At 40.4% G+C, this 24666-nt stretch carries 20 protein-coding genes; 12 read left to right on the forward strand and 8 right to left on the reverse strand.

What is annotated here, in order from left to right; genetic code table 11:
* Positions 1–3 precede the first annotated feature (3 nt).
* Complete coding sequence (locus MSBRM_RS04365) at positions 4–564, forward strand: ABC transporter ATP-binding protein (RefSeq protein WP_230669044.1); 561 nt, start codon at positions 4–6, stop codon at positions 562–564.
* 414 nt (positions 565–978) lie between these two features.
* Complete coding sequence (locus tag MSBRM_RS04370) at positions 979–1773, forward strand: ABC transporter permease (protein ID WP_048154766.1); 795 nt, start codon at positions 979–981, stop codon at positions 1771–1773.
* A gap of 96 nt (positions 1774–1869) precedes the next feature.
* Here MSBRM_RS04370 and MSBRM_RS04375 read toward each other — a convergent pair whose 3' ends face one another.
* Both MSBRM_RS04375 and MSBRM_RS04380 read right to left on the reverse strand, forming a co-directional pair.
* Positions 1870–2262 carry a thioredoxin family protein gene (locus tag MSBRM_RS04375; RefSeq protein WP_048119574.1) on the reverse strand — a complete coding sequence of 131 codons (393 nt, stop codon included), beginning with the start codon at positions 2260–2262 and terminating at the stop codon, positions 1870–1872.
* A 582-nt stretch (positions 2263–2844) separates the two neighbouring features.
* Positions 2845–3279, reverse strand: a complete 435-nt coding sequence (locus tag MSBRM_RS04380; protein WP_176722157.1) for a hypothetical protein — start codon at positions 3277–3279, stop codon at positions 2845–2847.
* A gap of 730 nt (positions 3280–4009) precedes the next feature.
* Here MSBRM_RS04380 and MSBRM_RS04385 point away from each other — a divergent pair.
* A complete protein-coding gene (locus tag MSBRM_RS04385) occupies positions 4010–4759 on the forward strand; it encodes an RNA ligase partner protein (protein ID WP_048154769.1) in 750 nt (249 codons plus the stop codon).
* Between the two features lie 519 nt (positions 4760–5278).
* Positions 5279–6511 carry a methionine adenosyltransferase gene (locus MSBRM_RS04395; RefSeq protein WP_048154775.1) on the forward strand — a complete coding sequence of 411 codons (1233 nt, stop codon included), beginning with the start codon at positions 5279–5281 and terminating at the stop codon, positions 6509–6511.
* Positions 6512–6519: 8 nt separating this feature from the next.
* Here the strand turns inward: MSBRM_RS04395 and MSBRM_RS04400 are convergent, their stop codons facing one another.
* A complete protein-coding gene (locus MSBRM_RS04400) occupies positions 6520–7401 on the reverse strand; it encodes a geranylgeranylglycerol-phosphate geranylgeranyltransferase (RefSeq protein ID WP_048154778.1) in 882 nt (293 codons plus the stop codon).
* A gap of 204 nt (positions 7402–7605) precedes the next feature.
* Here MSBRM_RS04400 and MSBRM_RS04405 point away from each other — a divergent pair, with 204 nt between their 5' ends.
* The gene (locus tag MSBRM_RS04405) at positions 7606–7956 is read left to right on the forward strand and encodes a hypothetical protein (RefSeq protein ID WP_048154782.1); all 351 of its coding nucleotides are present in this window, start codon (positions 7606–7608) and stop codon (positions 7954–7956) included.
* A gap of 409 nt (positions 7957–8365) precedes the next feature.
* Entirely contained in the window at positions 8366–10231 is a 1866-nt protein-coding gene (locus MSBRM_RS18705) for a PGF-pre-PGF domain-containing protein (RefSeq protein WP_052712697.1), read from the forward strand.
* 205 nt (positions 10232–10436) lie between these two features.
* On the opposite strand, the gene nadA is transcribed toward MSBRM_RS18705, so the two are convergent.
* A complete protein-coding gene (nadA, locus tag MSBRM_RS04415) occupies positions 10437–11351 on the reverse strand; it encodes a quinolinate synthase NadA (RefSeq protein ID WP_048154785.1) in 915 nt (304 codons plus the stop codon).
* A gap of 721 nt (positions 11352–12072) precedes the next feature.
* Complete coding sequence (locus MSBRM_RS04420) at positions 12073–12888, reverse strand: aspartate dehydrogenase (RefSeq protein ID WP_080941522.1); 816 nt, start codon at positions 12886–12888, stop codon at positions 12073–12075.
* A 197-nt stretch (positions 12889–13085) separates the two neighbouring features.
* Between MSBRM_RS04420 and nadC the strand changes: the two genes are divergently transcribed.
* The 6 genes from nadC (at position 13086) to MSBRM_RS04450 (ending at position 20706) form a co-directional block, all read left to right on the forward strand.
* On the forward strand, positions 13086–13910 hold the full coding sequence (gene nadC / locus MSBRM_RS04425) for a carboxylating nicotinate-nucleotide diphosphorylase (RefSeq protein WP_048119556.1): 825 nt from the start codon (positions 13086–13088) through the stop codon (positions 13908–13910).
* Between the two features lie 413 nt (positions 13911–14323).
* A complete protein-coding gene (locus tag MSBRM_RS04430; RefSeq protein WP_048154787.1) occupies positions 14324–15535 on the forward strand; it encodes an iron ABC transporter substrate-binding protein in 1212 nt (403 codons plus the stop codon).
* A gap of 440 nt (positions 15536–15975) precedes the next feature.
* Positions 15976–17184 (forward strand): iron ABC transporter substrate-binding protein, encoded by a 1209-nt coding sequence (locus MSBRM_RS04435; protein WP_048154790.1) that lies wholly within the window; start codon positions 15976–15978, stop codon positions 17182–17184.
* Positions 17185–17626: 442 nt separating this feature from the next.
* Positions 17627–18838 (forward strand): iron ABC transporter substrate-binding protein, encoded by a 1212-nt coding sequence (locus MSBRM_RS04440; protein ID WP_048154793.1) that lies wholly within the window; start codon positions 17627–17629, stop codon positions 18836–18838.
* Positions 18839–18856: 18 nt separating this feature from the next.
* Complete coding sequence (locus MSBRM_RS04445; protein WP_048154797.1) at positions 18857–19927, forward strand: FecCD family ABC transporter permease; 1071 nt, start codon at positions 18857–18859, stop codon at positions 19925–19927.
* Positions 19924–20706: an ABC transporter ATP-binding protein gene (locus MSBRM_RS04450; protein ID WP_048154800.1), complete on the forward strand. Its 783-nt coding sequence runs from the start codon at positions 19924–19926 to the stop codon at positions 20704–20706. The genes MSBRM_RS04445 and MSBRM_RS04450 overlap by 4 nt, the downstream gene beginning before the upstream one ends.
* Before the next feature lie 347 nt (positions 20707–21053).
* Here MSBRM_RS04450 and MSBRM_RS04455 read toward each other — a convergent pair whose 3' ends face one another.
* The 3 genes from MSBRM_RS04455 to MSBRM_RS04465 all read right to left on the reverse strand — a co-directional run bounded on the left by MSBRM_RS04455 (position 21054) and on the right by MSBRM_RS04465 (position 24621).
* Positions 21054–21782 (reverse strand): class I SAM-dependent methyltransferase, encoded by a 729-nt coding sequence (locus tag MSBRM_RS04455; protein WP_048154802.1) that lies wholly within the window; start codon positions 21780–21782, stop codon positions 21054–21056.
* 681 nt (positions 21783–22463) lie between these two features.
* Entirely contained in the window at positions 22464–22922 is a 459-nt protein-coding gene (locus tag MSBRM_RS04460; protein ID WP_048154804.1) for a 30S ribosomal protein S15, read from the reverse strand.
* 397 nt (positions 22923–23319) lie between these two features.
* Positions 23320–24621 (reverse strand): hypothetical protein, encoded by a 1302-nt coding sequence (locus tag MSBRM_RS04465; protein ID WP_048154807.1) that lies wholly within the window; start codon positions 24619–24621, stop codon positions 23320–23322.
* Between the last annotated feature and the right edge of the window lie 45 nt (positions 24622–24666).

Here is a 24666-nt window from a genome sequence, read left to right on the forward strand (position 1 = left end):
AACTTGACCATAAAGAAAAACCAAAAAATTCTCCTGCGGGGAAAGTCCGGAACAGGAAAAACCACCCTCTTAAAAATACTGCTTGGCTTTACAAAGCCTTCGGAAGGCACCATCTATTTCAGGAACCGGGTAATCGATTCAAAAACCTGCTGGGAAGCTCGAAAAGAAATTGCTTATATAGTACAGGATACTGACCTTGGGGAAGGAAAGGTCAAAAGCCTCTTAGACGAAATCTTTTCTTACAGGGCAAATAAAGAAAAACTAGACCATGAAAAACTGAGGGCTTTTATCCGGGAGCTAGAACTGGAAGACGATATTCTTGAGAAGAATTTCCAAGAGCTTTCGGGTGGGGAAAAGCAGCGAATAGGAATCCTCATTGCCCTTCTCCTGAACAGGAACATATACTTGCTTGACGAAGTTACTTCCGCTCTCGACGCGAAATTAAAAAAGAAGATTGCAGATTATTTTCTTTCCCGAGAAGACTGGACTCTTTTGATCGTCTCCCATGATAGGGAATGGGAACGCGACGGGATGGAAACAATAAATATTGAAACCAGTTCCTGAGAAACTTCCAGAACCACACTCAAACAAAACAGTAAACAAAACAGTAAATAATACAGTAGGCAGTGTTGCGAATTTGCTGTAAATTCAAAGTTCATTTTTTGTGTACTGATTATAATTCCGTTCTTTTGATATTGGATTTTCAAACTACCAACTTTTTAAGATTTATGATTTTACAGAAAAATCAGCACATTGCCATACAGTAAATAATACAGTAAATAATACAGTAAATAATACAGTAAATAATACAGTAAATAATACAGTAAACAAAACGATAAACAAAACAGTAAACAAAACGATAAACAAAACAGTAAACAAAACGATAAACGAACCAATAAACAAAACGATAAACAAAACGATAAACGAACCAATAAACGAACCAATAAATAAAAAACAAAACCCAAGAAGACTGAAAAAATGCCCATTTATGATATTAGCTACACCTCGTTAATTTTCTGTTTTTTCTTACTGGCAATTCCGCTTTTCATAAGCTGGAAAATCCGGCTTGAACTCGAAAAAAGCACTCTGGAAGCTGTCTTCAGGATGTCAATCCAGCTCTTTTTAGCAGGTATTTTTTTGAACTTTATTTTTAACCTGAATAATGGACTTTTAAATCTGGCCTGGGTAGGAATAATGATCTTCTTTGCGTCCTATACGGCAATAAAAAGTGTGGATCTTAATGTAAAAAAACTCTTTGCACCTATCATTTTAGCAATTGCCTTTTCAAGCCTGGCAGTTCTATTATATTTCAATAAATTCGTTATTAATCTGGAGAATCTCCTTGACGCACGCTACCTGATCCCTATAGCGGGTATGTTTCTTGGAAATTCGCTTCGAGGAAATGTGGTAGGGATAGGTGACTTTTATAGCGATATCAAACGAAACGAGAACCGCTATCTTTACAGCTTATCTCTTGGGGCGGGCATGTATGAGGCTGTTCTCCCATACCTGCGAAAAAGTTTAAGGGCTGCAGTAAAACCCACTTTAGCAAACATCGCGTCCGTGGGGATCGTCACTTTGCCAGGGATGATGACAGGACAGATCCTTGGGGGAGCAAGCCCTCTAGTTGCCATTAAGTATCAAATTACCATCATGATAGCACAATATGTTTCAACTTTGCTTGGCACAACCCTCAGCATTCTCACAAGCTTCAGGACAGCCTTTGATGAATATGGACTTGTAGATACGAAGTTATACGAGACAAATTTCTGAAAAAATCATGACTGAAAAATGCAAAAGCTTGAGAGCCTTACTTGAAGGCTCAAAAAATTGAAAAATACTCTTCTCTAATACTTCAGTTAGATTGATTTAAGCGTATCCTGTAATATCCTGACCAACTGGAGTGCTTTTGCTTATGCACTCATCTCCGTAATGAATCATATCTTCAACTGCAGTTTTCAGTATGGAAGGATAAATCTGGCCTACCTGTTCCCATACAGGTCTTCCGTGACAGAAAAACTTAAACGTAGGTGTGCCCTGAACTCCATACCTTTCAGCAGTCCAGGGACTTGTTTCAATGTTTAGGCGGGCAAAAATTGCTGAATTCTTGAATTCCTTTGCATAGTTCATAAAATAAGGTTCCATAGCTTTGCAATAAGGGCAGGTTGGGCTGTAGAACATTACAATAACAGGCTTTTTAGAGCTTTCGACCATTTCTCCCCATGTCGTATCTTGGATTTCGATCACATTGCTTCCGTTCAATTACTTACCCCCAAGGTTATGAACAAGTTAATCAAACAAATTAATCGAGTTTAGTCTTTCGAAATCAGTCATTCAGTTCATCAGATTTTGTATATCAGATTATGCTTATTAGGTAAATATTTGTATATCAGATTGCTTATTAGGTCAGTATTTGTATATCAGATTGCGCTTATTAGGTCAGTATTTGTATATCAGATTGCGCTTATTAGGTCAGTATTTGTATATCAGATTGCGCTTATTAGGTCAGTATTTGTATATCAGATTGCGCTTATTAAGTCAATATTATCTATTTTTATAAGATTAATATTTATGCTTTGTAAAATTAAAGTCCACGCATCGCAGATAAATTCCTTTAAAAATTTCCAAAAATTATTTTTTTAAGCTAAAAGTTCTAAACAGGAAGTTCTAAACAAATAGAGAAGAAATACACTAAAAACAAAAAAATTAGAAAAAGCGGGTGACAGAACTGAAAAATCAGTTCTGTATTATCTTGGCGAGATTTTCCAGGAACTGAAACCCAATTCTTGTCCAATGATTCAAAGTTTTGGAAGGCTGAATGATGTTTACAGAGGGTTTTTCCATTTAGGCCCTTTTTGCTTCACTCTCAGGGTTCATGATCTCATTAAAACATGTGCTGCAGATGTGTTTGTCATCGAGACATGTTTCTTCAAAGTTAACTTTGGGGCCACCTGGTTTTGTGGTTGCCTCCCTGAATACATAGAATTTTTCATTAAATTCGATTGGTTGGCCACATCTCGAACATACGAAAGGTGGATTCTCAACCGAATCAATTGCACATTCAATGCATATCAGATCGGACTTATCTCCATGAACCTCTTTGAACTTTATTGGTTTCATATCCAGGCTGGTGTCCACAACCAGTACATCTTCCAGCAGTTCCCGACCACAAATATTGCAATGCTCTTTCATTGTGTTGCCTCCTGTGTCCAGAGGATTTCTCACCAAACCTTGTGCTGAGCCTACACAAGGCTTCAATGTCTCCGTGTTTGCACTCAAATCATATTCCCCAGTTTCAGCTTATTACTCATATTCATAACGAATCGGGCTGTTTTTCACACCGTTAAGCTGTGTTTTACCTGCCGACGTTGTCTTGCCAGCATATCAACCTCGAGAAGATCGATCCAGAGCTGGAAAAGCAAACAATACGGATTAACAAAAAAACGTTTTTTATAATGTCGTCTCGAAAATATTTTTCGTATTTGAATCGAAACAACATTAGAAGACACTTTACAAAAATGCACTTTAAACCGCTTTCTAGTCTCTGGTTTTAAACTTCCCTATTAAAATATAGGTCTTGAAGCTATATACAGTTATTGATTTTGATCTATAAGTTAGGGGGTTTCCCGAATAAATGGTGGACTACACAATCAGAAGAAAAATAAAATATGTGTATTAAAATTATCTGCAGTTATTTCTTTTGATCAAAGAGTAGGGGGCTTCCCGAATAAATGGCGGACTAAATAAACAAAAGAAAAATAAAAATACAGTATTATCTTCATGAAAGTGCTTAATGGTCATAATAAAGTTGTGAAGCAAACAGAATTGAAATCATTAAGCAAACAAAATAAAAGTAGTAAGTAGAATGGAGGTTATCAAGCAACAGAAAAGAAGTTACTAATTTAAAAGCTATAAAGGAAGAAAATAAAGGGAATAAAACAAAGAATTTTATTCATCTTTGATCAATACATAAGACGATAACGAAGATTACTCAAAAGGGTTCGAAAAAATGCTTAAGCAGAGATTTGTGCTGGATACTACAGCATTAACGGACCTGCAGACGCGTGAGGTTATGGGCTATGCTTCCCTTTGCGAGGGAATGAAAGCGATTCTTGACCTGATAGCCGATGCTCGTCTGCATTTCGGGATAAGTTGCTACGTGCCCTATCCGTCAGTATATAAAGAGATGTACGAATTTGCAAGCCGCAACGGCTGTGACAGGGAGGTCGTGGCTAAAATAGATACCTGGCTTGTAAAAAAATCTCCTGACCGGTATAGAGTTAGCGTAACTTCTCAGATCTTTCATGAATATGTTGCCTATATGCGGGAAAGAATTAACCGGGGAATGGGAGTAGCTGAGGACGCGATATGGGAGGCAGCTACTGAATGCCTCTTTATGGAAAATCCACAAAACAAGAAAAAAGAGTATAAGGAAGAGGTTGAGAGGGAAGTAATTGGAGGGATCATTGGCAAATTCCGGAACAAATATCGAGCTGCCCTGAGATATGGGATTCTTGATAGTGCTCCTGATATTGATGTTCTTATCCTTGCCAAGGAGCTTGATGCCGCAGTAATTGCAAGCGATTACGGGATTGAAAAGTGGGCTGAACAGCTTGGAGTTCGCTTTGTACCTGCAAATGTTTTTCCCATGATGATACAGGAGTACCTGAAGCATCTTCCGGAAAACGAAAATGAACCAGAGTACGAAAACCGAGGCAAAGGCAAAGACGGGCCGTCGGGAGAAATAGAATTTATTTAATAACTTTGATTTTTCAAAACTCAATAATGATCAAAATCAAAGCCTGGATTAATGAATATCCGGGTACTATCATATGAGAAACTTGAAATTAGTCAGATTAGAGGCTTGAAATTTAGTCCGATAAGAAGCTGGAGGTTTAAATAAGGGGACTTACCTTCAGGCAATGCCTCGAGCTATGAGTCTTAGTGAGAAATAGTAGACACCAATTTTATCAAGCCTTAAAAGAGTTATGCCTTAAGGAAACCGTACTTTTTAAATCGTACTTTTAATGAAAAGCGCCTTTAAGGAGATTGTATCTAAGAGAAGCCGTATTTAAAAAAACTGTATTTAGGGAAACTGTATTTAAAGAAACTGCATTTAGGGGAACTGCATTTTAAGAAACTGTATTTAGGAGAAAATGCATTTAGGGGAACTGCATTTAAGGGAACTGCATTTAAGGGAACTGCATTTAAGGGAACTGCATTTAAGGGAACTGCATTTAAGGGAACTGTGCCTTTTAAAGACTTGGGGGGTAAGAGTTTGAGAAACATAGTTATAGACGAATTAAAAGCATCTGAAGTTTACCGCCAGAGAGTTGAGGTTGTAGAAAGAAAAGGGTTGGGGCATCCGGACTATATCTGTGATGCCATAATGGAACAAATTTCAGTAAAGTTGAGCCAGAAGTACCTTGAGACTTTCGGGAATATCCTGCACTACAATATAGACAAAGGCATGCTTGTTGCAGGGGAAGTGGAGGGAAAATTGGGGGGAGGCAGAGTTGTAAGCCCTATGAGACTTATAATCGGGGACAGGGCTACTTTTGAAGCGCAGGGGATAGAAATCGATGTTCCCGCGCTTGCTGTCAATACGGCGCAGCAATGGCTCCGGGATAATATCCGCTTTGTGGATCCTGAAAATCTAATATACCAGATCGAGCTAAAAAGAGGTTCTGCAGAACTTACGGATATTTTTAGCAGGGGAGAAAAGATCCTCGGGGCAAACGACACTTCTGCAGCAGTTGGATATGCCCCTCTCAGCCCCACCGAGAAGCTTGTTTTCGAATGCGAGAGATACCTTAACTCAAGAAAGTTCAAAAAGGAATATCCGGAATCAGGAGAAGACGTAAAAGTTATGGGGCTCAGGCATAGGGAAGATATGCATCTGACCGTTGCAATGCCGCTTGTTGATAGGTTTATTGAATCAGAAGAAACCTACTTTAAGAAGAAAATCGAGTTGAACAACCGGATTGAGGAATTTACTGCCGGGTTTGCAGAAAAAGCAAGGTCTGAATTTGAGGGCTGCATGTGTCTGAAACCGACAGTTTCTCTTAATACTCTGGACATTCCGGGCAGGGGGCTGCAGGGGATTTATACCACGGTAACCGGTACTTCTGCGGAAGATGCAGATGGCGGGCAGGTAGGGCGTGGAAACCGCGTAAACGGAATAATTCCGCTAAATCGTCCTGTTAGCAGTGAAGCTGCCGCAGGTAAAAATCCTGTAAGCCATACAGGAAAGGTTTACAACCTTCTTTCTCACAGGATTGCAGCGCGGATCTATAGTGAAGTGCCTGATATCTCCGAAGTTTATGTCTGGCTTTTGAGTGAAATCGGAACTCCAATCGACCAGCCTCAGATTGCAACTGCCCAGCTCATTATGAAGAAAGGATCTGCGAGCGAGGTAGAAAAAGAAGTGGCTGAGGTAATGGAAAAAGAGCTTGAGAATATACAGGCATTCTCCATGGAACTTGTTGCAGGAAAATGCCCTGTATGCTGAGAAAAGTTTTATCCGGGAAAAATTACCCCGGCAATAAAAGCAATGAGCGCAAAGAACATTGCGATCTTGAACATTTTTGAAGATTTCGTAGGATTGTTGCGAGCAAGAAGCTGGTAGATCGCTGCAAGAAACCCAAGGTCTGCCAGAAGAACAAAGTAAAGATAATGCAGGCCAAGTATCGACAGACGGTAAGGAAGAGGGCTAAAAACGACGGCCAGAAAACCTATGAGTGCTGCAAGGTAACTTGCTTTTTTTGCCCCGACTCGAAGAGGTAGGGTATCTGCCCCTTCCATTTTATCGCCTTCCATATCTTCAATGTCCTTTACAATTTCCCTGGCAGTAATCGCAAGGGCTGCAAGCAGGAAAAGCACAAAAAGAGCTTTGAGTCCTTCAAGTCCAAAAACTGAGGCTCCAAATAAAAAACTTGAGCCGGTAAGGTAGCCTATGCTCATGTTTCCCAAAAGAGGAGTGCCTTTGAGTGTTTTTGCGTAGAAAATTAGCAGTAGTGAATTAAATAAGGCAATAATCCCGCAAATTAAGTTGATTGAGAAAGCCAGAAGCGTCCCGAAGGCAAATAGGAGATAAGAGAAATAAAGGGCTTCTTTTAATTTTATTCTGCCTGATGGAATCGGCCTCTCAGGGCGGTTTATTGAGTCTATCCTGACATCAAAATAGTCATTAATGGTATTTCCTGCGCCTGAAATCAAAAATACAGCTAGTAATATAAGGACTGAATAAAATAAAGGGAATTCTCCAGGACTATAAGAGCTGGAGGCATTAGATGCCAGGATATTAAAAGCTATCAGTGTTCCGATTATAGCTGCAAAACTTGCCATGAGACAGTTTTCGTATCTCATAATCTCCAGATATGTGCGTACGCTTGCAGACATCACAACAAAGCAGTATTATAAAGTATTAAAGGTATCGGATTTTCTTGCCTGAGTTCCGTCACCCGAGTTCCGTCACCCGAGTTCCGTCTCGGGAGGACGGTGCCCTTTTCGCTCACTTCGTTCGCTCAAGAGGGCTGAATCATTATGAAGATAATAAGTTGAACCAAGAGGATCTACTTATGGGCAAGAAAGGCTACATTCTTAATGATCCCAGAAGGGTGGATTTACTCAAACTTCGTTTTGGGTCACCCAACGGGTGCGATTGCAAGTCTTTTTAATAAAGGCTTGACCGCAACCCTTTTTTATAAAGGCTTGACCGAAAACCCCGAGAAACGGTTGAGTTTGAAAGCCTTATCCTCAAATTTTATCCAACGTGATAAACCGGCGCAACGATTTTGGCTCAACGGTTGCTGGTCAATGGTTGCTGGTCAATGGTTTCAGCTCAACGGTTGCTGGTCAATGGTTTCAGCTCAATGGTTTCAGCTAACGGTTTTGGCTCCAGAGGCTGATCTGATCGATCTCTTCTTGGTAGGAAGACTCAAACTGTATATATGATGTCACTCAATTTTATGAGTATATTTATTGAAAGGATAATATTAAGTAAAACAAAGTTTATTTCTTGCCGTTCTTCCCTTAATATCTGTTAAGTATTAGCCAGCTTCAAAGAGACAGGCAGATGTAATCAATGTGATTCCCGACCTTTAAATCATGTTTTGCTTCTGCTATTACTAAACTTAAAATATTGGCTTGGAACAAAGAATATGTCTTAGACTAACAACTTTAGATTAACAACTTTAGACTAACAACTTTAGATTAACAACTTTAGACTAACAACTTATTGGGAAAAATATACAAAAGTAAACCCCCGGATATTGTTTCTATAAATTACATGGTTACTTGTCAATAACTTACTTGTGTACCAGACATTTCTGCTTACGGACGTGTGGGTGGAGGCAAATAAAAAATGAAAGCCGGTTTTTGTAATTCACTATTTTATATATTATTGATACTGCTAACAATCCTTGGAATGGCTCCCGGCATGGTACATGCTCTAGGAGACAACGAAAGCTCAGTCTCAGATAGCGGAAGTTCTGATACAGGAGATTCCGTCTCAGATAGCGGAAGTTCTGATACAGGAGATTCCGTCTCAGATAGCGGAAGTTCAGATACAGGAGATTCCGTCTCAGATAGCGGAAGTTCAGATACAGGGGATTCAGTTTCAGATAGCGGAAGTTCTGATACAGGAGATTCAGTTTCAGATAGCGGAAGTTCTGATACAGGAGATTCAGTTTCAGATAGCGGAAGTTCTGATACAGGAGATTCAGTTTCAGATAGCGGAAGTTCTGATACAGGAGATTCCGTCTCAGACAGCGGAAGTTCAGATACAGGGGATTCAGACACGGACAAAGTGGATTCTGGCTCAAGTGATGGTAGTTCCGATTCTGGTTCGAATGATAGTAATTCCGATTCAGGCGTAGACGATGGGAATTCAGGCACTAGCCCAGATGATGGTAATTCCGATTCTGGCTCGAATGATAGTAATTCTGATTCTGGCTCAAATGATAAAAATTCCGATTCTGGCTCGAATGATAGTAATTCTGATTCTGGCTCGAATGATAGTAATTCCGATTCAGGCTTAGACAATGGAAATTCAAGCACTAGTCCGGATTCCGGTAATTCCGATTCCGGCTTAGATGATGGAAATTCGGGCACTAGCTCGGATGATAAAAATTCAACTTCCGATTCAGATAACGTAGATTCTAGCAAAGGAGATTCAGACTCAGGTAGCGGTGACTCAAGTAGCGGTGACTCAGATACCAAAAATTCAGATACTGGAAATTCAGGCACAAGTCAAGATACTGGAAATTCAGAAACCAAAAATTCAGATACCGTAAGTTCAGATACTGGAAATTCTGATACCCAAAATTCGGATAACACAAGTTCAGATAGCGGGGATTCTGATACCCAAAATTCGGATAACACAAGTTCAGATACTAAAAGTTCAGTTACCGAAAGTACAGATAACGGGAGTACAGATAACGGGAGTACAGATAACGGGAGTTCAGATACTGAAAATGAGGATTCAGGTTCTAGTGGTTCAGGTTCTAGTGGTTCAGGTTCTAGTGGTTCAGGTATGAATCTTGTTTCCAGCGAGCCAGTAACCAATATTGCTGCTCAGGAACTTTCTACCATGAGTATCGTGAGTGGTTATCCTGTCCAGTTCGATTTTACAAAAAATGCCACGTGCATTGTAAATATTGAATTTGATCCTAAGAAAACATTCAGAAAAACAACAACAGTTGTAGAAGAACTTAAAAACAGATCCACCCTTGTCCAGACCTCTCCTGAAGGCACAGTCTATAAATATGCGAATATCTGGGTAGGAGATCGCGGAGCAGGGCTTCCGACTTCCATTAATAGTGGGTTTGTAGAGTTTAAGGTTGAGAAGGCATGGATCAAAGATAATAACATTAATGAGACTCAGGTAGTCCTTCAAAGATATGATAGTGACTGGCAGCCACTTTACACGGAAAAAGTTGGAGAAGATGATAATTATATTTACTTTAAATCGGAAACTCCTGGCTATTCCTTCTTTGCAATAACGGAATATACCGGGCAAAATCTAATGAATATCAATGGGGCTGAAAAAATACAGGAAACCCTGAGAAATCTGGGAAGTGAAGGAAAAGCAGCTCTTTACGGAAATGCAGAAAATAATAATAGCAGTAGAATAAAGAATCCAATGGGAACAGCAAGGATACTTATGGCAATTTCCTTACCGCTTTTCATGCTTCTTGTTGGATATGGCATATTTAAGAAAAAGATCTAAGAAAAAGTTCTAAGAAAAAGATCTAAGAAAAAGATCTGAGAAAAGATCTAAGAAAAAAGGTCTAAGAAAAAGATCTAAGAAAAAGATCTGAGAATAACATACGTTATATAAAGTATGTGAGATTTTTTTCTCACCTACTTCTTATTATTTTTCCCATCACTTAAATAAAGTTAATCTTACACACAAGATCTTAAACACCAGATGCTTATCGAATTTTTACCGCGAGCATCCGATCAAGTGCTTCTTTTGCTCTGGTCCTCACATTGTATGGGACAGTGACTACGTGCTGGACTTTTTCAAGAGAGACTAGGACTTTTTCAAGATTAACCATTTTCATGCTCGGGCAGCAGGCAAATTCCGAAACGCAGTAATATTTCTTTTCGGGAGCTGCTTTATGTAGCCCGTGGAGGAGTCCGCATTCCGTACCTATAATGAACTCTTTTGCAGGGGAGTTTTTTGCATACATTATCATCCCTCGTGTGCTTGCAATATGGTCTGCAAGTTCCAGAACCTCGGGGCGGCATTCGGGGTGTGCAATAAACTTCGCTTCTGGGTGCTTTTCCTTCATTTTCAGGACATCTTCTCTAAGGATCTGATGGTGCGTTGGACAGTGTCCTTCCCAGGGAATTATTTTTTTGTCAGTCCTGGCTTCTACATAGGCAGCCAGGTTTTTATCAGGCACAAAAATAACCTCATCAGCCTCCAGGGAGTTTACCACCTCAACGGCATTTGCGGACGTACAGCAGATGTAAGACTCGGCTTTAATGGCAGCTGAGCTGTTAACATAGCAGACCACCAAGGCATCAGGGTGCTTTTCTTTTTCTCTCTTGAGACCTTCAATATCCACCATGTCTGCCATAGGGCAGGTGGCATCAATTTCCGGCAGGAGGACTGTTTTATCAGGACAGAGAATTGCAGCGCTTTCTCCCATAAAATGGACGCCGCAAAAAACAATTACATCAGCAGTCTGACGGACAGCCTCTTGGCTAAGGCCCAGGGAGTCTCCAACAAAATCTGCAATATCCTGAACCTCAGGACGGGAATAATAATGAGCAAGAATAACTGCATTTCGTTTTATTTTGAGTTCTTTGATCCTTTCTATTAACTCTGCTTGCTGCATGGAATCACCATAAGTTTTTGGAATAAAGTCCGGAAAATAGGGACCCGGGTATGAGATTGAAGATCAAGCTTAAAATAACCAGTTTAAATGTAAGGTTTTAACAGGCGAGTGAACGTAAAAAGGAGTGCAACGACGGAAATTCCATCCAGCGCGCTCTTTTTGCACGCATGCCATTTGCTCCGGAAAGCTTACGTGCTTAACTCTCCCGCACTATATAATATTTGTGAATAATATTTGTGAATTGTATTTTTTGTGAGCCTCCGAGTTGCCACCTGAGTCCTGCAGTTCTTTTGAAAAAGTTGCTTGTTCATAATCCTTTTAAAAAAACTGCTTGCCTGCAAGCTTTTTGAAAAAAGGTTTGATCGAAAATCCTGAATAACGTTTAGGTTTGCTGACCCTATCCCTAAACCCTGTCGGCATGGTCAACCGACGCAACGGTTGCAGCTCAACGGTTGTGGCGCAATCCTTGTCAAAAAAGCTTGAGCACAATCTTTGTCAAAATGGCTTGAGCGCAAACCCTTTTTTAAAAGTTTTGATCGAAAACGACTTGATTGGACGACCTGGTTGACATCGTTAAGTGGTGACATGCTTGCGCTCAAGTGAACTAATTTATAAGTAAAAATCTCTGTTCTTTCGCTCAATAAACCAGTAAGATATATTGCATTTTTTACTGTGTGAGTAAAATAATATAATATCTTAACTTCAAGTATTTTTTGTCAGTTCATGTTCCGATCTGGACCGGGCTCAGGATTTTTTTCAGGGTGGAAATTGCAGAAAGGGCCGCAAGATAACTTGTTTTCGGATTTTCCGGGGAGGGGAGGTTTTCGACTCTTGTGGAAAGTTTTCCGAATTCGCCTTCTACAGTTATTTCATGTACATTTTTGGACAGAGTAGGGTCAGCGATTACTCTTACTTTTGTTCGCTCAAAGCCTATGCCTGCCAGGCTTATTGTGGCTGCAACATTCACATTTGCGGGGAAGGCTTTAACTGCTTCCGAGGCAGGCCCTTCAAAAAGCAGGGTTTCTTTTTCGATTGTTTCAAGCTTAATTCCCAGAGCTTCAACCTGGGGAGCCCCAGCGAGGCCCATAGGCGGTTTTCTGGTAGTAAGGGTAACTGATGATATTTCCGCTGCTGAGGCGGAGTTTATTCCATCAATACCAGCAACTGCGCCTGAAGGGAAATAGAGTTTGCAGTTATTCTGCTCTGCAAGTCTGAAGAGCCTTTCTCTGAGTTCTTCGTCCGCAAGAGCGCCTACACTCATAACCATCACATCGCGCCCAGCTTCAAGAGCCTGTGGTACTATTAACCTGACAGCTTTTTGAGAGGCACTTTCTATAACAAAGTCCACATTTTTCAGTAGTTCCTCAATCGTCATTGAGGCAGGACTGTACCTTTTCAGGGAGGATGTCAGTTCCAGGACTTTGTTCTTAGAAGAGTCGGAGAGAGCATACAACTCCGCATTAATAACTCCTTTGTCAATAGCCCTGCAAATCTGTCCACCAATAAATCCGCAACCAATAACTCCTATTTTCAGCATTTCAGGCTCCTGTAAATGATCAATAAACCTTGATCTTTAGATTTTTGTCTCCGGCTTTAAAAGCCTGAGGATCGGGTATTGTATTCTTTTCCCTCTTTTAAAGCCTTCTGTTGAGATTATTTTCTTAGTGATAGAACACCCTAAAATGCCCATACCCCTTATAAATCCTGGTAACATAAAATAGCGGGGTAAAATTTATGCTTATCAAAGAGGTTGAAAGCTTTATAGAAGAAGATCTGGGATACGATGATGTCTCGTGCACTATCGTGCCTGACAAACCTGCAGAAGCTATTATTTTCACTAAGGAAGACTGTACTGTTGCGGGAATTAAAGAAGCCGAATCAATTTTTTTCTATCTTGGAATTCAGGCTGAAACCACTCTTAAAGACGGGGATTGCCTCAAAGAAGAGGAGATAATTTTCAGGCTAAAGGGAGGAGCAGTATCTATTCTCAGGGCAGAGAGACTGGCTCTGAATTTCCTCGGGCACCTTAGCGGGATTGCCACTCTTACCCGGGCATGCGTGGATACGGTAAGGCAGTATTCCGAGACTACAAGGGTGGCCTGTACCAGAAAAACCACTCCCGGCATAAGGAAGTTCGAAAAGCTGGCTGTAGCTGCAGGCGGAGGAGATACTCATAGATTCAACCTTTCTGACTCGGTTATGATTAAGGATAACCACGTTAAACTGATGGGAATAGAAGCCGCAATCGAAGCCGCAAAAAAAACCAGCTTCACCCGGAAAATAGAAGTCGAGGTTGAGTCTGCAGAACACGCTGTGCTCGCTGCAGAACTGGGAGTTGATATTATAATGCTGGACAATATGCAGCCTGAAGCTATCCAAAAAACCCTCAAAACACTTAGTGGAAAAGGGCTTCGAAACTCAGTTATTGTGGAAGCATCCGGAGGAATTTCCCAGGAAAACCTTGAAGGTTATGCAAAAACAGGAGTAGATGTCATCTCGATGGGATCCCTTATCCATAAATCAAGATGGATAGATATGAGCCTGGAAATCATAAAATAATTAAATTGCCATGGCAATTTAATTATTGAGCATAATCTTTGATAGCTTCTCATCAACATATAGCGATTCAGAGGTTATATGACCAATAACTAAATTTTCAAGACAACTAGTAAATAATAATTTTTGTGTTAATTTTTAGTTTTATCTTTTTTATCTCCGTTTTACCTTATTAGTTTTAACGGAGTTAACCTTTTGCAGGTGTCAATTCACCTGAAAACAGCCACTATCTCTGGTTCTTATTTTCATTAATTGAAAGAAAGCTGGTTCAGGTTACATCGTAAGTTTATCATCATCTGCTTTATAGGTCACAATAGCTCTTCATTTTTGGAGAGTTCTTAAAATTTAATAACAATTAAGAAAATTTAGTTAACTTTATGTAATACTTTTATTCTCTAAGAATAGAGGAAAGTAACATGAAGTTTAATTATAATGTTAAATTATATAAAATTATTCTAATAGGATTGCTCGTTGCTGCTCTTGTAGTGACTTCAGGTTGCGCGGACAAATCCACATCTGATACGAATCAGAACGGATCTTCTCCATCAGAAACTTCAGGAGTTTCAGACACCAATAAGGCCGTAGAATCTGGAGAGTTTACACTCACGGATGGATATGGTAGGGAAGTTACCATACCTGAAAATGTGGAACAGGTTGTTTGCTCAGGAGCTGGATGCCTGCGCTATCTTGTATACCTGCAGGCTCAGGACGACGTAGTAGGGGTTGATAGCTTGGAAAAAGAGAAAAGCGAAGTAGAGGGCCGTCCCTATGTCCTTGCAAACCCGCAGCTTAAAGATTATCCCTTGATTGGGGAATTCAGAGGCAATGATGATCCTGAAAAGATAATTGCCATCAGTCCCCAGGTCATCCTGAAAACCGGCACAAGTGGCCAGTCGACAGCAAGCAATGGTGCTGATGCCGATGCGCTTCAGAATAAAACTGGCATTCCTGTTGTCATGTTCCCTTACGGCTCTTTAAAGAACGAAGAGCAGAAATCTGAAATCTATAGTTCCCTCCGTATAATGGGTCAGGTAGTAGGTAAACAGGAAAGAGCAGAGGAAGTAATCAATTATATCAATGCTACAATGCAAGACCTGGAAAACAGGACTGCCGACATTCCGGAATCCGAAAGAAAAACTGCCTATATTGGTGGTGTGAGCATGGCTGGAGCCCATGGAATAATCTCAACGGAACCTGCTTATCCTCCATTCCTCTGGGTTAATGCAAATAATGTTGCATCCGGAATGGGTGCAGATCATGCGGATATTGCCAAAGAAGCACTTGTAGACTGGGATCCAGAGTACATATTTATTGATATCGGCACTCTCCAGGTTGGTAACGAAGGAGCAATTGGAGAGCTGAAGAATGATACGTCTCTCTCAGGGCTCTCGGCTGTAAAGAATAAAAAGGTCTATGGAGTGATTCCCTACAACTACTACAGCACCAACTATGAGTCTGTGCTTGCGAATGCTTATTTTGTGGGAAAAGTGCTTTATCCGGACAGGTTTGAAGACATCGATCCGGAAGCAAAAGCTGACGAAATTTATACTTTCTTCGTTGGTAAACCCGTGTTTTCTGACCTGAACAAACAGCATGCAAACCTTGGGTTCAAACAGATTCCACTATGATTGAGGTATATAAAAGTTCATTTTACCAATCGGTAGTTTCGAAAGATTGCGTGAAGTAATTTTTAGTTCTGGAGTCTATTCAAAAATTACTTCATACAGTTTTATCTATTTTTGAATTCTTTTTACCTTATTTTTGTTGTGTTTTTATTTTATTCTTCTTATTCTATTTTTCCTTTTAATTCCGATTTCACTGGATCAATTTTTCACGGAGTTAACTTCTTAAAGACATTAATTTACCAAAAAACAGATACTATCATAGTGTTTCATTTTCTATATTAAACGCAAGTCGGGTAAGGTTACACCATAAGTTTATCTTTATCTGGATTTGAAAGTTATAATAACTCATCATTTTCAAAAAATGTATTAGACCAAATATTAACTAAGAAAATTTAGTTAATTTTATGTAATACTTTTGCTTTCTGAAACTAGAGGAAAGTAATATGAAATTTAATAATAACAAGTTATATAAAATTATTTTTATAGGAATACTCATAGCTGCCCTTGTAGTGACTTCGGGGTGCGCGGACAAATCCACATCTGATACGAATCAGAATGGATCATCTCCATCAGAAACTTCAGGAGTTTCAGACGCCGATAAGGCCGCAGAATCTGGAGAGTTTACACTCACGGATGGATATGGTAGGGAAGTTACTATACCTGAAAATGTGGAACAGGTTGTTTGCTCAGGAGCTGGATGCCTGCGCTATCTTGTATACCTGCAGGCCCAGGATGATGTAGTAGGGGTTGATAGCTTAGAGAAAGAGGAAAGCGCGTTTGAAGGTCGTCCCTATGCTCTTGCAAACCCGCAGCTTAAAGACTATCCCTTGATTGGAGAATTCAGAGGCAACGATGATCCTGAAAAAATAATTGCCATCAGTCCCCAGGTCATCCTGAAAACCGGCACAAGTGGCCAGTCGACAGCAAGCAATGGTGCTGATGCCGATGCGCTTCAGAATAAAACTGGTATTCCTGTTGTCATGTTCCCTTACGGCTCTTTAAAGAACGAAGAGCAGAAATCTGAAATCTATAGTTCCCTCCGTATAATGGGTCAGGTAGTAGGTAAACAGGAAAGAGCAGAGGAAGTAATCAATTATATCAATGCTACAATGCAAGACCTGGAAAACAGGACTGCCGACATTCCGGAATCCGAAAGAAAAACTGCCTATATTGGTGGTGTGAGCATGGCTGGAGCCCATGGAATAATCTCAACGGAACCTGCTTATCCTCCATTCCTCTGGGTTAATGCAAATAATGTTGCATCCGGAATGGGTGCAGATCATGCGGATATTGCCAAAGAAGCACTTGTAGACTGGGATCCAGAGTACATATTTATTGATATCGGCACTCTCCAGGTTGGTAACGAAGGAGCAATTGGAGAGCTGAAGAATGATACGTCTCTCTCAGGGCTCTCGGCTGTAAAGAATAAAAAGGTCTATGGAGTGATTCCCTACAACTACTACAGCACCAACTATGAGTCTGTGCTTGCGAATGCTTATTTTGTGGGAAAAGTGCTTTATCCGGACAGGTTTGAAGACATCGATCCGGAAGCAAAAGCTGACGAAATTTATACTTTCTTCGTTGGTAAACCCGTGTTCTCTGAAATTAATGAACAGTACGACAACCTTGGGTTTAAATCGATTCCACTATAATTGAGGTATAAGAAAGTTAGTTTTATCAATCGGTAGTTTCGAAATATTGCGTGAAGTAATTTTTAGTTCTGGAATCTGCTAAAAAATTACTTCATACAGTTTTATATATTTCTGAATTATTTTTACCTTATTTTTGTTGTGTTTTTATCTTATTTTTTTAATTTTATTCCACTCTTTAATTCCGATTTTACTGAATTAATTTTTCACGGAGTTAACTTTTTAAAGGCATTGATCTACCAAAAAACAACCATTATCATAGTTTTTCATATTCAATAATTAAAAGCAAGTCAGTTAAGGTTACACCATAAATTTATCCTTATCTGGATTTAAAAGTCATAATAGCTCATCATTTTCAAAAAATTAATTGGATTGAATATTAAACTAAGATAATTTAGTTAATTTTATGTAATACTTTTACTCTTTGATCATAAAGGGATGTAACATGAAATTAAATTATGGTAATAAATTATATAAAATTATTTTTATAGGACTGCTCATTGCTGCCCTGGTAGTGGCTTCAGGATGCGCGGACAAGTCCTCATCTGATAAGGATCAGAACGGATCGGCTTCAGCAGAAGCTTCAGGAGTTTCAGGCGCCGATAAGGCAATAGAATCCGGAGCGTTTACACTCACGGACGGGTTTGGCAGGGAAGTCACCATACCTGAAAATGTGGAACGAGTTGTTTGCTCAGGAGCCGGGTGCCTGCGCTACCTTGTATACCTGCAAGCTCAGGACGATGTAGTAGGGGTTGATAGCTTGGAGAAAAAAGAAAACAAAAACGAAGGTCGCCCTTATGTATATGCGAATCCCCAGCTCAAAAACTATCCCCTTATTGGAGAGGCCAGGGGTAATGATGACCCGGAGAAAATCATTGAAGTTAACCCTCAGGTTATTCTGAAAGCCAGTATGATTGGACAGGCAGCAGCACCTACTGCCACTGAAGCCGACACTCTTCAGGACAAAACCGGCATCCCTGTGGTCGCATTCCCTTACGGGTCTTTGAATAATGAGACACAGAAAGCCGAAGTGTACAGCTCTCTGAGGATAATGGGCGAGGCAGTAGGTAAACAGGAAAGAGCAGAGGAAGTAATCAGTTATATCAATGCTACTATGCAGGATCTTGAAAACAGGACTGCCGACATTCCGGAATCTGAAAGAAAAACGGCCTATATTGGTGGGGTCGGTATGGCTGGAGCTCATGGAATAATCGCTACAGAACCTGCTTACTCGCCATTCCTCTGGGTGAATGCAAAGAATGTCGCAGCCGGAATGGGCACAGAGCATGCGGATATTGCTAAGGAGGCACTCGTAGACTGGGATCCCGAGTATATATTTATCGATGTTGGTACCCTCCAGCTTGGTAACGAAGGTGCAATTGGAGAACTGAAGAATGATACATCCCTTGCAGGACTCTCGGCTGTGAAAAATAAAAAAGTCTATGGAGTAATCCCTTATAACTTCTACAGCACCAACTATGAGTCCGTACTTGCAGACGCTTATTTTATCGGAAAAGTGCTCTATCCGGACAGATTTGAAGATATTGATCCGGAAGCAAAAGCTGACGAAATATACACTTTCTTCGTTGGTAAACCTGTATTTTCAGATCTGAATGGAAATTACAGTAATATGTGCTTTAAACAAATTTTGCAATAAAATGGAGGGTATAAAAAGGTGCATTTCTCCAAAGGAGCAGTCCCAGAAGATTATCTTTTGTACATACGCAGAAAATACTTCTGGATTATGGGGGGGGTTCTGTTCCTCTTCATTATGCTTATTTACTCGATCTCGGTAGGAGCGGTGACAATACCGCCTTATGAAGTGCTGCAAACCATAACGGGGCACAGTGTTTCTACAAAATGGGATTTAATAATCTGGAACATCCGGCTCCCTCAAGCCCTGGCTGCAATAGTCGCAGGAGCCGGACTCTCGGTTGCAGGAGTTGCGATGCAGTCTATACTGCGTAATCCCATTGCATCTCCGTTCACGCTTGGAATTTCAAATGCCGGCGCTTTCGGAGCTGCAGTGTCTGTTGTGGTCCTCGGTACCGGAAAAATGCAGTCCACAGTTGCAAATGCTGTGACAATTAACAACCCTTACCTGACAACAACGGTAGCCCTTTTCTTTTGCCTTCTTGCGACCGGAGTGATCCTGCTAATCTCAAGTATACGGGGGGCTTCGCCCGAGGTAATGGTACTTGCAGGAGTTGCACTTTCTTCTCTCTTTACAGCAGGTACGGCATTCCTCCAGTACTTTGCTGACGATACCCAGCTTGCAGCAGTCGTTTTCTGGACTTTTGGCGATGTCGGAAGAGTAACCTGGCCGGAACTTGAGATAATGGCTGGCGTTGTGCTGCTTGCAATTATATTCTTCGTTGCCAATTGCTGGAACTATAATGCCATAGATGCAGGCGATGAGACCGCAAAGGGTCTCGGTGTCAATGTGGAAAGGACAAGGTTAGTAGGCATGGTAATCGCAGCCCTGGTTTCTGCAGTGATTGTTGCATTTCTTGGGGTAATAGGGTTTATAGGACTGGTCTGTCCTCATATGGTCAGAAGGGTCATAGGAGATGACCAGCGATACCTGATACCCGGTTCTACTCTTTTTGGAGGAATCCTGCTTCTGGCATCAGACACTGCGGCAAGGCTTATAATATCGCCATATGTGCTTCCCGTATCTATTCTTACTGCTTTCATGGGAGCACCTGTTTTCATATACTTACTTCTTAAGGGGTACAAACGATGATACTTTCAGTAGAGGAACTTGAATTTTTGTATCGCAACCGTACAATTCTCCATGAAATAGCCTTTTCCATCGAGGAAGGAGAAATTGTAGCAATCCTTGGGCCTAATGGAGTTGGTAAGACTACACTTTTAAAATGTCTTAACAAAATTCTCCGCCCAAAAGGAGGAACAGTTCATCTTGATGGAAATAACCTTTTTGACCTTGGAACAATGGAGATCGCGCGCCTTGTTGGGTATGTTCCCCAGCGGGTGGAAACCGGGAGGTTGACAGCTTTTGATGCAGTCTTGCTCGGAAGGCGGCCCCATATCAAATGGGATGTTACCGAAAAAGACCTTCAAATAGTCGATTCTGTTTTCAAGTTACTTTCCATGGAAAAACTCCGCCTTTCATATATCGATGAAATGAGCGGAGGTGAACTTCAGAAGGTTGCAATTGCACGTTCACTCGTACAGGAGCCAAAAGTCCTACTTCTTGACGAACCTACAAGCAGCCTTGATATGAAAAATCAGGTTGAGATTCTGGGCATTATCAGGCAGATTGTCCTTGAGCACAGAATTGCAGCCATAATGACAATGCACGACCTTAACCAGGCCCTCAGGTATGCAGATAAGTTTATTTTCCTTAAGGGAGGGAAAATTCACGCGCAAGGGGGCGCCGAGATAATTACACCTCAGGTTATCGAGGAGGTGTATGGTTTGCCTGTAATTATCGGAGAGATTGCAGGTATGCGCTGTGTAGTTCCAGGAAATCCTGAAGTTGCACTTGTACATAACGTGTAAAACCAGCAACAAGTAAGAAATTATCTCAAGAAAAAGAGTATATGACAATTTCAAAAGTAGTCAGAGAATTAAGATAAGAGAAAAGAGTAAAAGACTCAGTACCAAAATCTAGTGATTTTGAACTTTACATTCATCACTAGATTTTGGTACTGAGTCAAAATGGAACAACTATTATGTTTTTTATGCGGTTGAAAATCCATTAAATTTGAAGAGGATACCAATGGAGAGCTTATCAAATATGAAATTAGCAGGTCAGGTACCTTAAAAGGTAGTTAGAAGCTATATACATTTCCTGTGTAATGTTTGTACTACAGCTTGGATCAATAGAAAACACAATGTTATTTCTTTCAAGATTTGGTTGCAGCCATTATGGCGAGGTTGCGGGATTTCCATAAGCAATCAACATGTCTAAATCCTGCTGCCTTCATGTCTTGAAACGTCTCCAAAAGCGTTCCAGGTTTATCTCCCATTTTCTGGGAGTTTTCCAGTCGATTAAGCTTCAGTTCCTCAAAGGTCCATTCCTGTCCGAGCTTCTCCTTAAGTTGTATCATCAGAGAGGAGATTTTGTTATTAAACTCCCATTGATCAATAGCTGGAGAGTCTTCCCTGAAAAGATCTCCGTTTATAAATAAACCCTGCTCTTTTAGAAGTTCGCGAATATCGGAATACAGTTTGCTTCTGTTTTCAAACTCTACATGATGAATAGAAAAACAGGATACAACAGCATCAAATCCTCTATCTCCAGTTATATCCAGGAGTCCTTGATTCAGATCACGTTTGACTACATTTATGTTTTTATTATCCCTGAACCTTTCGCTGCTTCGCCTTATCATCTCATCAGAGAAGTCGATCATGAGAACATCTGCTTGAGGCTTTAACTTCAAGATCTCAGCTGTCACATCGCCCAGACCACAGCCCAGGTCAATTATCTTAGGATCCATTGGCCCTAATTCGATTGCTACCCTTGAAATAATTGACAATATTTCTTTCCTTTCAGGTATGATTATATCAGCTGTCTGGGCATATTTTTCAGCAGCTTCTGGATGAGTCCATCCTTTTTTTTTCTCTTTTTCCATAGCCAGCAATATCTCCTTAATTAGTTATAAAGTCCAGCTATAACATTATTGAGCTAATCTCAAAACTCAAAATACTTTTCTATAAAATTATTTTTGGATAAGCTCAATGTTAAACTTAAGGAACAATAGAAATATAGTAACTATTCAGCGTAGGAAAAACAACCTCAATAGGCATCTTCTTAAATCTAAAATGGGCAAAATCCTATTGATTAATTTTTCACAACTGTTGTTACTGCTCGTGCTTTTTAGTTTTATACAGTTGATAATTCTATGCTTATGAAACCTTAAAATCAATATCAGTAAGCCTAATTTTCGTACGCTGAATAGATACGAAATATAATACCAAGTGTTTTTGTTGACAAGGATGATATTTGGGGAAGTGGAACGATAGATCACTTCCCAAACTAAAAATTAGAAGTTATATTTGTATCATTCCTAAATGCGTACAGGCAATGATTTTGAGATCCCAGTTTTTGATTTCCCAGTATCCTCTTCAAATTCAGTGGAGAATTTTCCAATTTGAAAACTATACAATAATTTTATTATACAGTTGTAAAGTTGGATGCATCGCTTGAAGTTGTTGTTTATACTTTGGTAAATTTTTAAATTTTCATTAAATACATGAAATTTACTTTTACCCATACAATTTGAAGAGGATACCAGAAAAAGATTTCCAGGTTTTTACCTGGTAATCATCATTTCTGCAGTTTCAGGCTTGTAGAACCAGTCTCTCGGGAGTACCTTTTCCTGCTGGTAATACTTAACAAGCCTTCTAATCTTGGATTCAGTAAGGTTAAGGGCACGCTTGTTGTGGACATCTTTCTTGTTAATAGAAAGGTGCTTCCTGAGCCTCAGGGCCTTCACAATCAGATTGGTAAGGTCTTCCGGAACGTTCGGATAAACGTTGTTTTCCTTAAGAATGGTTGTGATCTTCTTGCCTGTGATAAGCTTGGCGTCAGGAACTCCGTAACGGTCCCTTAAAGTCATTCCAATTTCGGCAGTGGAAACACCCTGTTTCCAGAGGTCAAGAGTGATTGTAGTAACTTCATCTGCGCTGATCTTGCACCACTCAGGCGGCTCGGTTCTGATTGGCCTGGTGGAAGCTGACTTGCCTTTTCTTTTGGTATGCATTTTTGCCATAATAAGTCTCCTGATATCAATTGATCGATGCCCTGAAGAGAACTCTTCGAGCGGAAGTTATATCTTTACCGACTATAACGGACCAACACATCGATCGGGAGATTTAATCCGCCACAGCAAACTGCTGCGTGGCTTTTCAGGAATCCCTGGAAAAGCATAAGTTTTTCGGTAAAAACATCACTAGAGAACGCACCATAACATATATACTTTGTGTCGGATAGGGAGGCGTATGGCTCTTTTCATATTGAAAAGTTTCAGTGGTAAACGTTTTCCATAAGCACATTTTATCTGAGTATATGTCCATTTTCTATATCCATTTTCTATATCCATTTTCTATATCCATTTTCTATATCCATTTTCTATATCCATTTTCTATATCCATTTTCTATATCCAGGTTCATGAGGCAGAATCCCAGAAGCTCAAAACTATTCGCGCCCCACCCGGATTTATTTGCCTGTAAACATATTCGATATGCGCATCGCGAAGATTACGGGCTTCTGAAAGGTTTTCAGCTTCAAGAATGGAATAAACTGTTTTGTTGACCTCACCTGAAAATTCACCTTCAAGCTCGCTCCGAATTTCACTTTTTATATACTCTGTCATCATGTCTTCAAGCAAAGAGAATTCGACTGTTGATGCATTTTCAGAAAAAGCTTCGGAATCAACCGGAAACCCGGCTTCAAGTAAATCCGAAAAATATACCGCAAAAGCCTCTTCTCCGGACTTTCTATCTACAGGATTTTCAGAAACCCCGTAGATCAGGGTCTGGAAAGATTCCTCATTTTCCTCCCCAAAGCCCGACCCAAAATAATCCGATGGGAAGAGCAGCCCTGTAAGTACCTCTGCACCTTCCAGGGCTGCTGCGTCAAGAGAATCATTAAAAGCCTGGAAGAGTATCTTGCTGGCTTCTTCATCCGATGAGTTCAGGGAAGTTTCAAGCACGGAGTCATTAACAGAATCAAGCAATGCAGCTTTTGAAGGAGGGCTGGCGTAAAGGGGCATGGAAAGCTTTGTACTTTGACGAATTGCATTTGCAGGAGGCTTTTCTCCAATAATAAGCTCGCTTTGTACAGGAAAAACTTCTACAGGGTGCCAATAAGCTTCAAACCTGTAGGAAAATCTTCCTGCGGCTTTCTGATCCAGATATGTTGAAATAACCTCCGAGTCCCGGGAAGAATAGTTCACAGCAAGGGGGTTCAGGAAAACTAAAGAATCATTATTTGAGATCGCAAGGGAAAGAGCAAGATAGTCCGCAATCAGGTCAGCAAAAGTCCTGTGTTTCTGTTCTTTCCCGAAGAGGGCATGAGAAGAATTTTCCACAACCGAGTTTTCAGGTATTGAGATATTAAGAGCTGCAAGAGGAGATATTTCGTATTCAAAGTCCTCAAGTTTACAGGAAAGCACTGACTCAAGCAGATAAACATCAAGTTCCGAAGAAGTGACATACCCGGCTGCATGATATTGTTTTTCTGCCTGCATGGAAGGCATTAGCAGGATACCTGCAAGCGAGATCAGAACAAGTAAAAAAAGGGCATCAAAAACTGTGAAATAACCTGAGCATTCTGCAATTAGCTCGCCTTTTTTCTTTGGAAATTGCCAGAGGATTTCAGGAACTATTGGGTGTCTTACCTTATCCTGTTCTCTTACTATTAATTCCCTGCTTCTCTTTATGGGCTCTTCGTTTCTCTTCCTTTTCATACAGTCTCTCTCACTTTCATGCCGTATCTCTCATTTTCAGGTTCA

Origin of the sequence: Methanosarcina barkeri MS, from assembly GCF_000970025.1 — an archaeon.
GTDB classification, from domain to species: Archaea; Halobacteriota; Methanosarcinia; order Methanosarcinales; family Methanosarcinaceae; genus Methanosarcina; species Methanosarcina barkeri.

Excerpts from the sequence above, each read along its gene's own strand:
- MSBRM_RS04370 (WP_048154766.1), top strand. The coding sequence starts at position 979 with ATGCCCATTTATGATATTAGCTACACCTCGTTAATTTTCTGTTTTTTC.
- MSBRM_RS04385 (WP_048154769.1), top strand. The coding sequence starts at position 4,010 with ATGCTTAAGCAGAGATTTGTGCTGGATACTACAGCATTAACGGACCTG.
- MSBRM_RS04400 (WP_048154778.1), bottom strand. The coding sequence starts at position 7,401 with ATGTCTGCAAGCGTACGCACATATCTGGAGATTATGAGATACGAAAAC.
- MSBRM_RS04405 (WP_048154782.1), top strand. The coding sequence starts at position 7,606 with ATGATCCCAGAAGGGTGGATTTACTCAAACTTCGTTTTGGGTCACCCA.
- MSBRM_RS18705 (WP_052712697.1), top strand. The coding sequence starts at position 8,366 with ATGAAAGCCGGTTTTTGTAATTCACTATTTTATATATTATTGATACTG.
- nadA (WP_048154785.1), bottom strand. The coding sequence starts at position 11,351 with ATGCAGCAAGCAGAGTTAATAGAAAGGATCAAAGAACTCAAAATAAAA.
- MSBRM_RS04420 (WP_080941522.1), bottom strand. The coding sequence starts at position 12,888 with ATGCTGAAAATAGGAGTTATTGGTTGCGGATTTATTGGTGGACAGATT.
- nadC (WP_048119556.1), top strand. The coding sequence starts at position 13,086 with ATGCTTATCAAAGAGGTTGAAAGCTTTATAGAAGAAGATCTGGGATAC.
- MSBRM_RS04430 (WP_048154787.1), top strand. The coding sequence starts at position 14,324 with ATGAAGTTTAATTATAATGTTAAATTATATAAAATTATTCTAATAGGA.
- MSBRM_RS04435 (WP_048154790.1), top strand. The coding sequence starts at position 15,976 with ATGAAATTTAATAATAACAAGTTATATAAAATTATTTTTATAGGAATA.
- MSBRM_RS04440 (WP_048154793.1), top strand. The coding sequence starts at position 17,627 with ATGAAATTAAATTATGGTAATAAATTATATAAAATTATTTTTATAGGA.
- MSBRM_RS04450 (WP_048154800.1), top strand. The coding sequence starts at position 19,924 with ATGATACTTTCAGTAGAGGAACTTGAATTTTTGTATCGCAACCGTACA.
- MSBRM_RS04455 (WP_048154802.1), bottom strand. The coding sequence starts at position 21,782 with ATGGAAAAAGAGAAAAAAAAAGGATGGACTCATCCAGAAGCTGCTGAA.
- MSBRM_RS04460 (WP_048154804.1), bottom strand. The coding sequence starts at position 22,922 with ATGGCAAAAATGCATACCAAAAGAAAAGGCAAGTCAGCTTCCACCAGG.
- MSBRM_RS04465 (WP_048154807.1), bottom strand. The coding sequence starts at position 24,621 with ATGAAAAGGAAGAGAAACGAAGAGCCCATAAAGAGAAGCAGGGAATTA.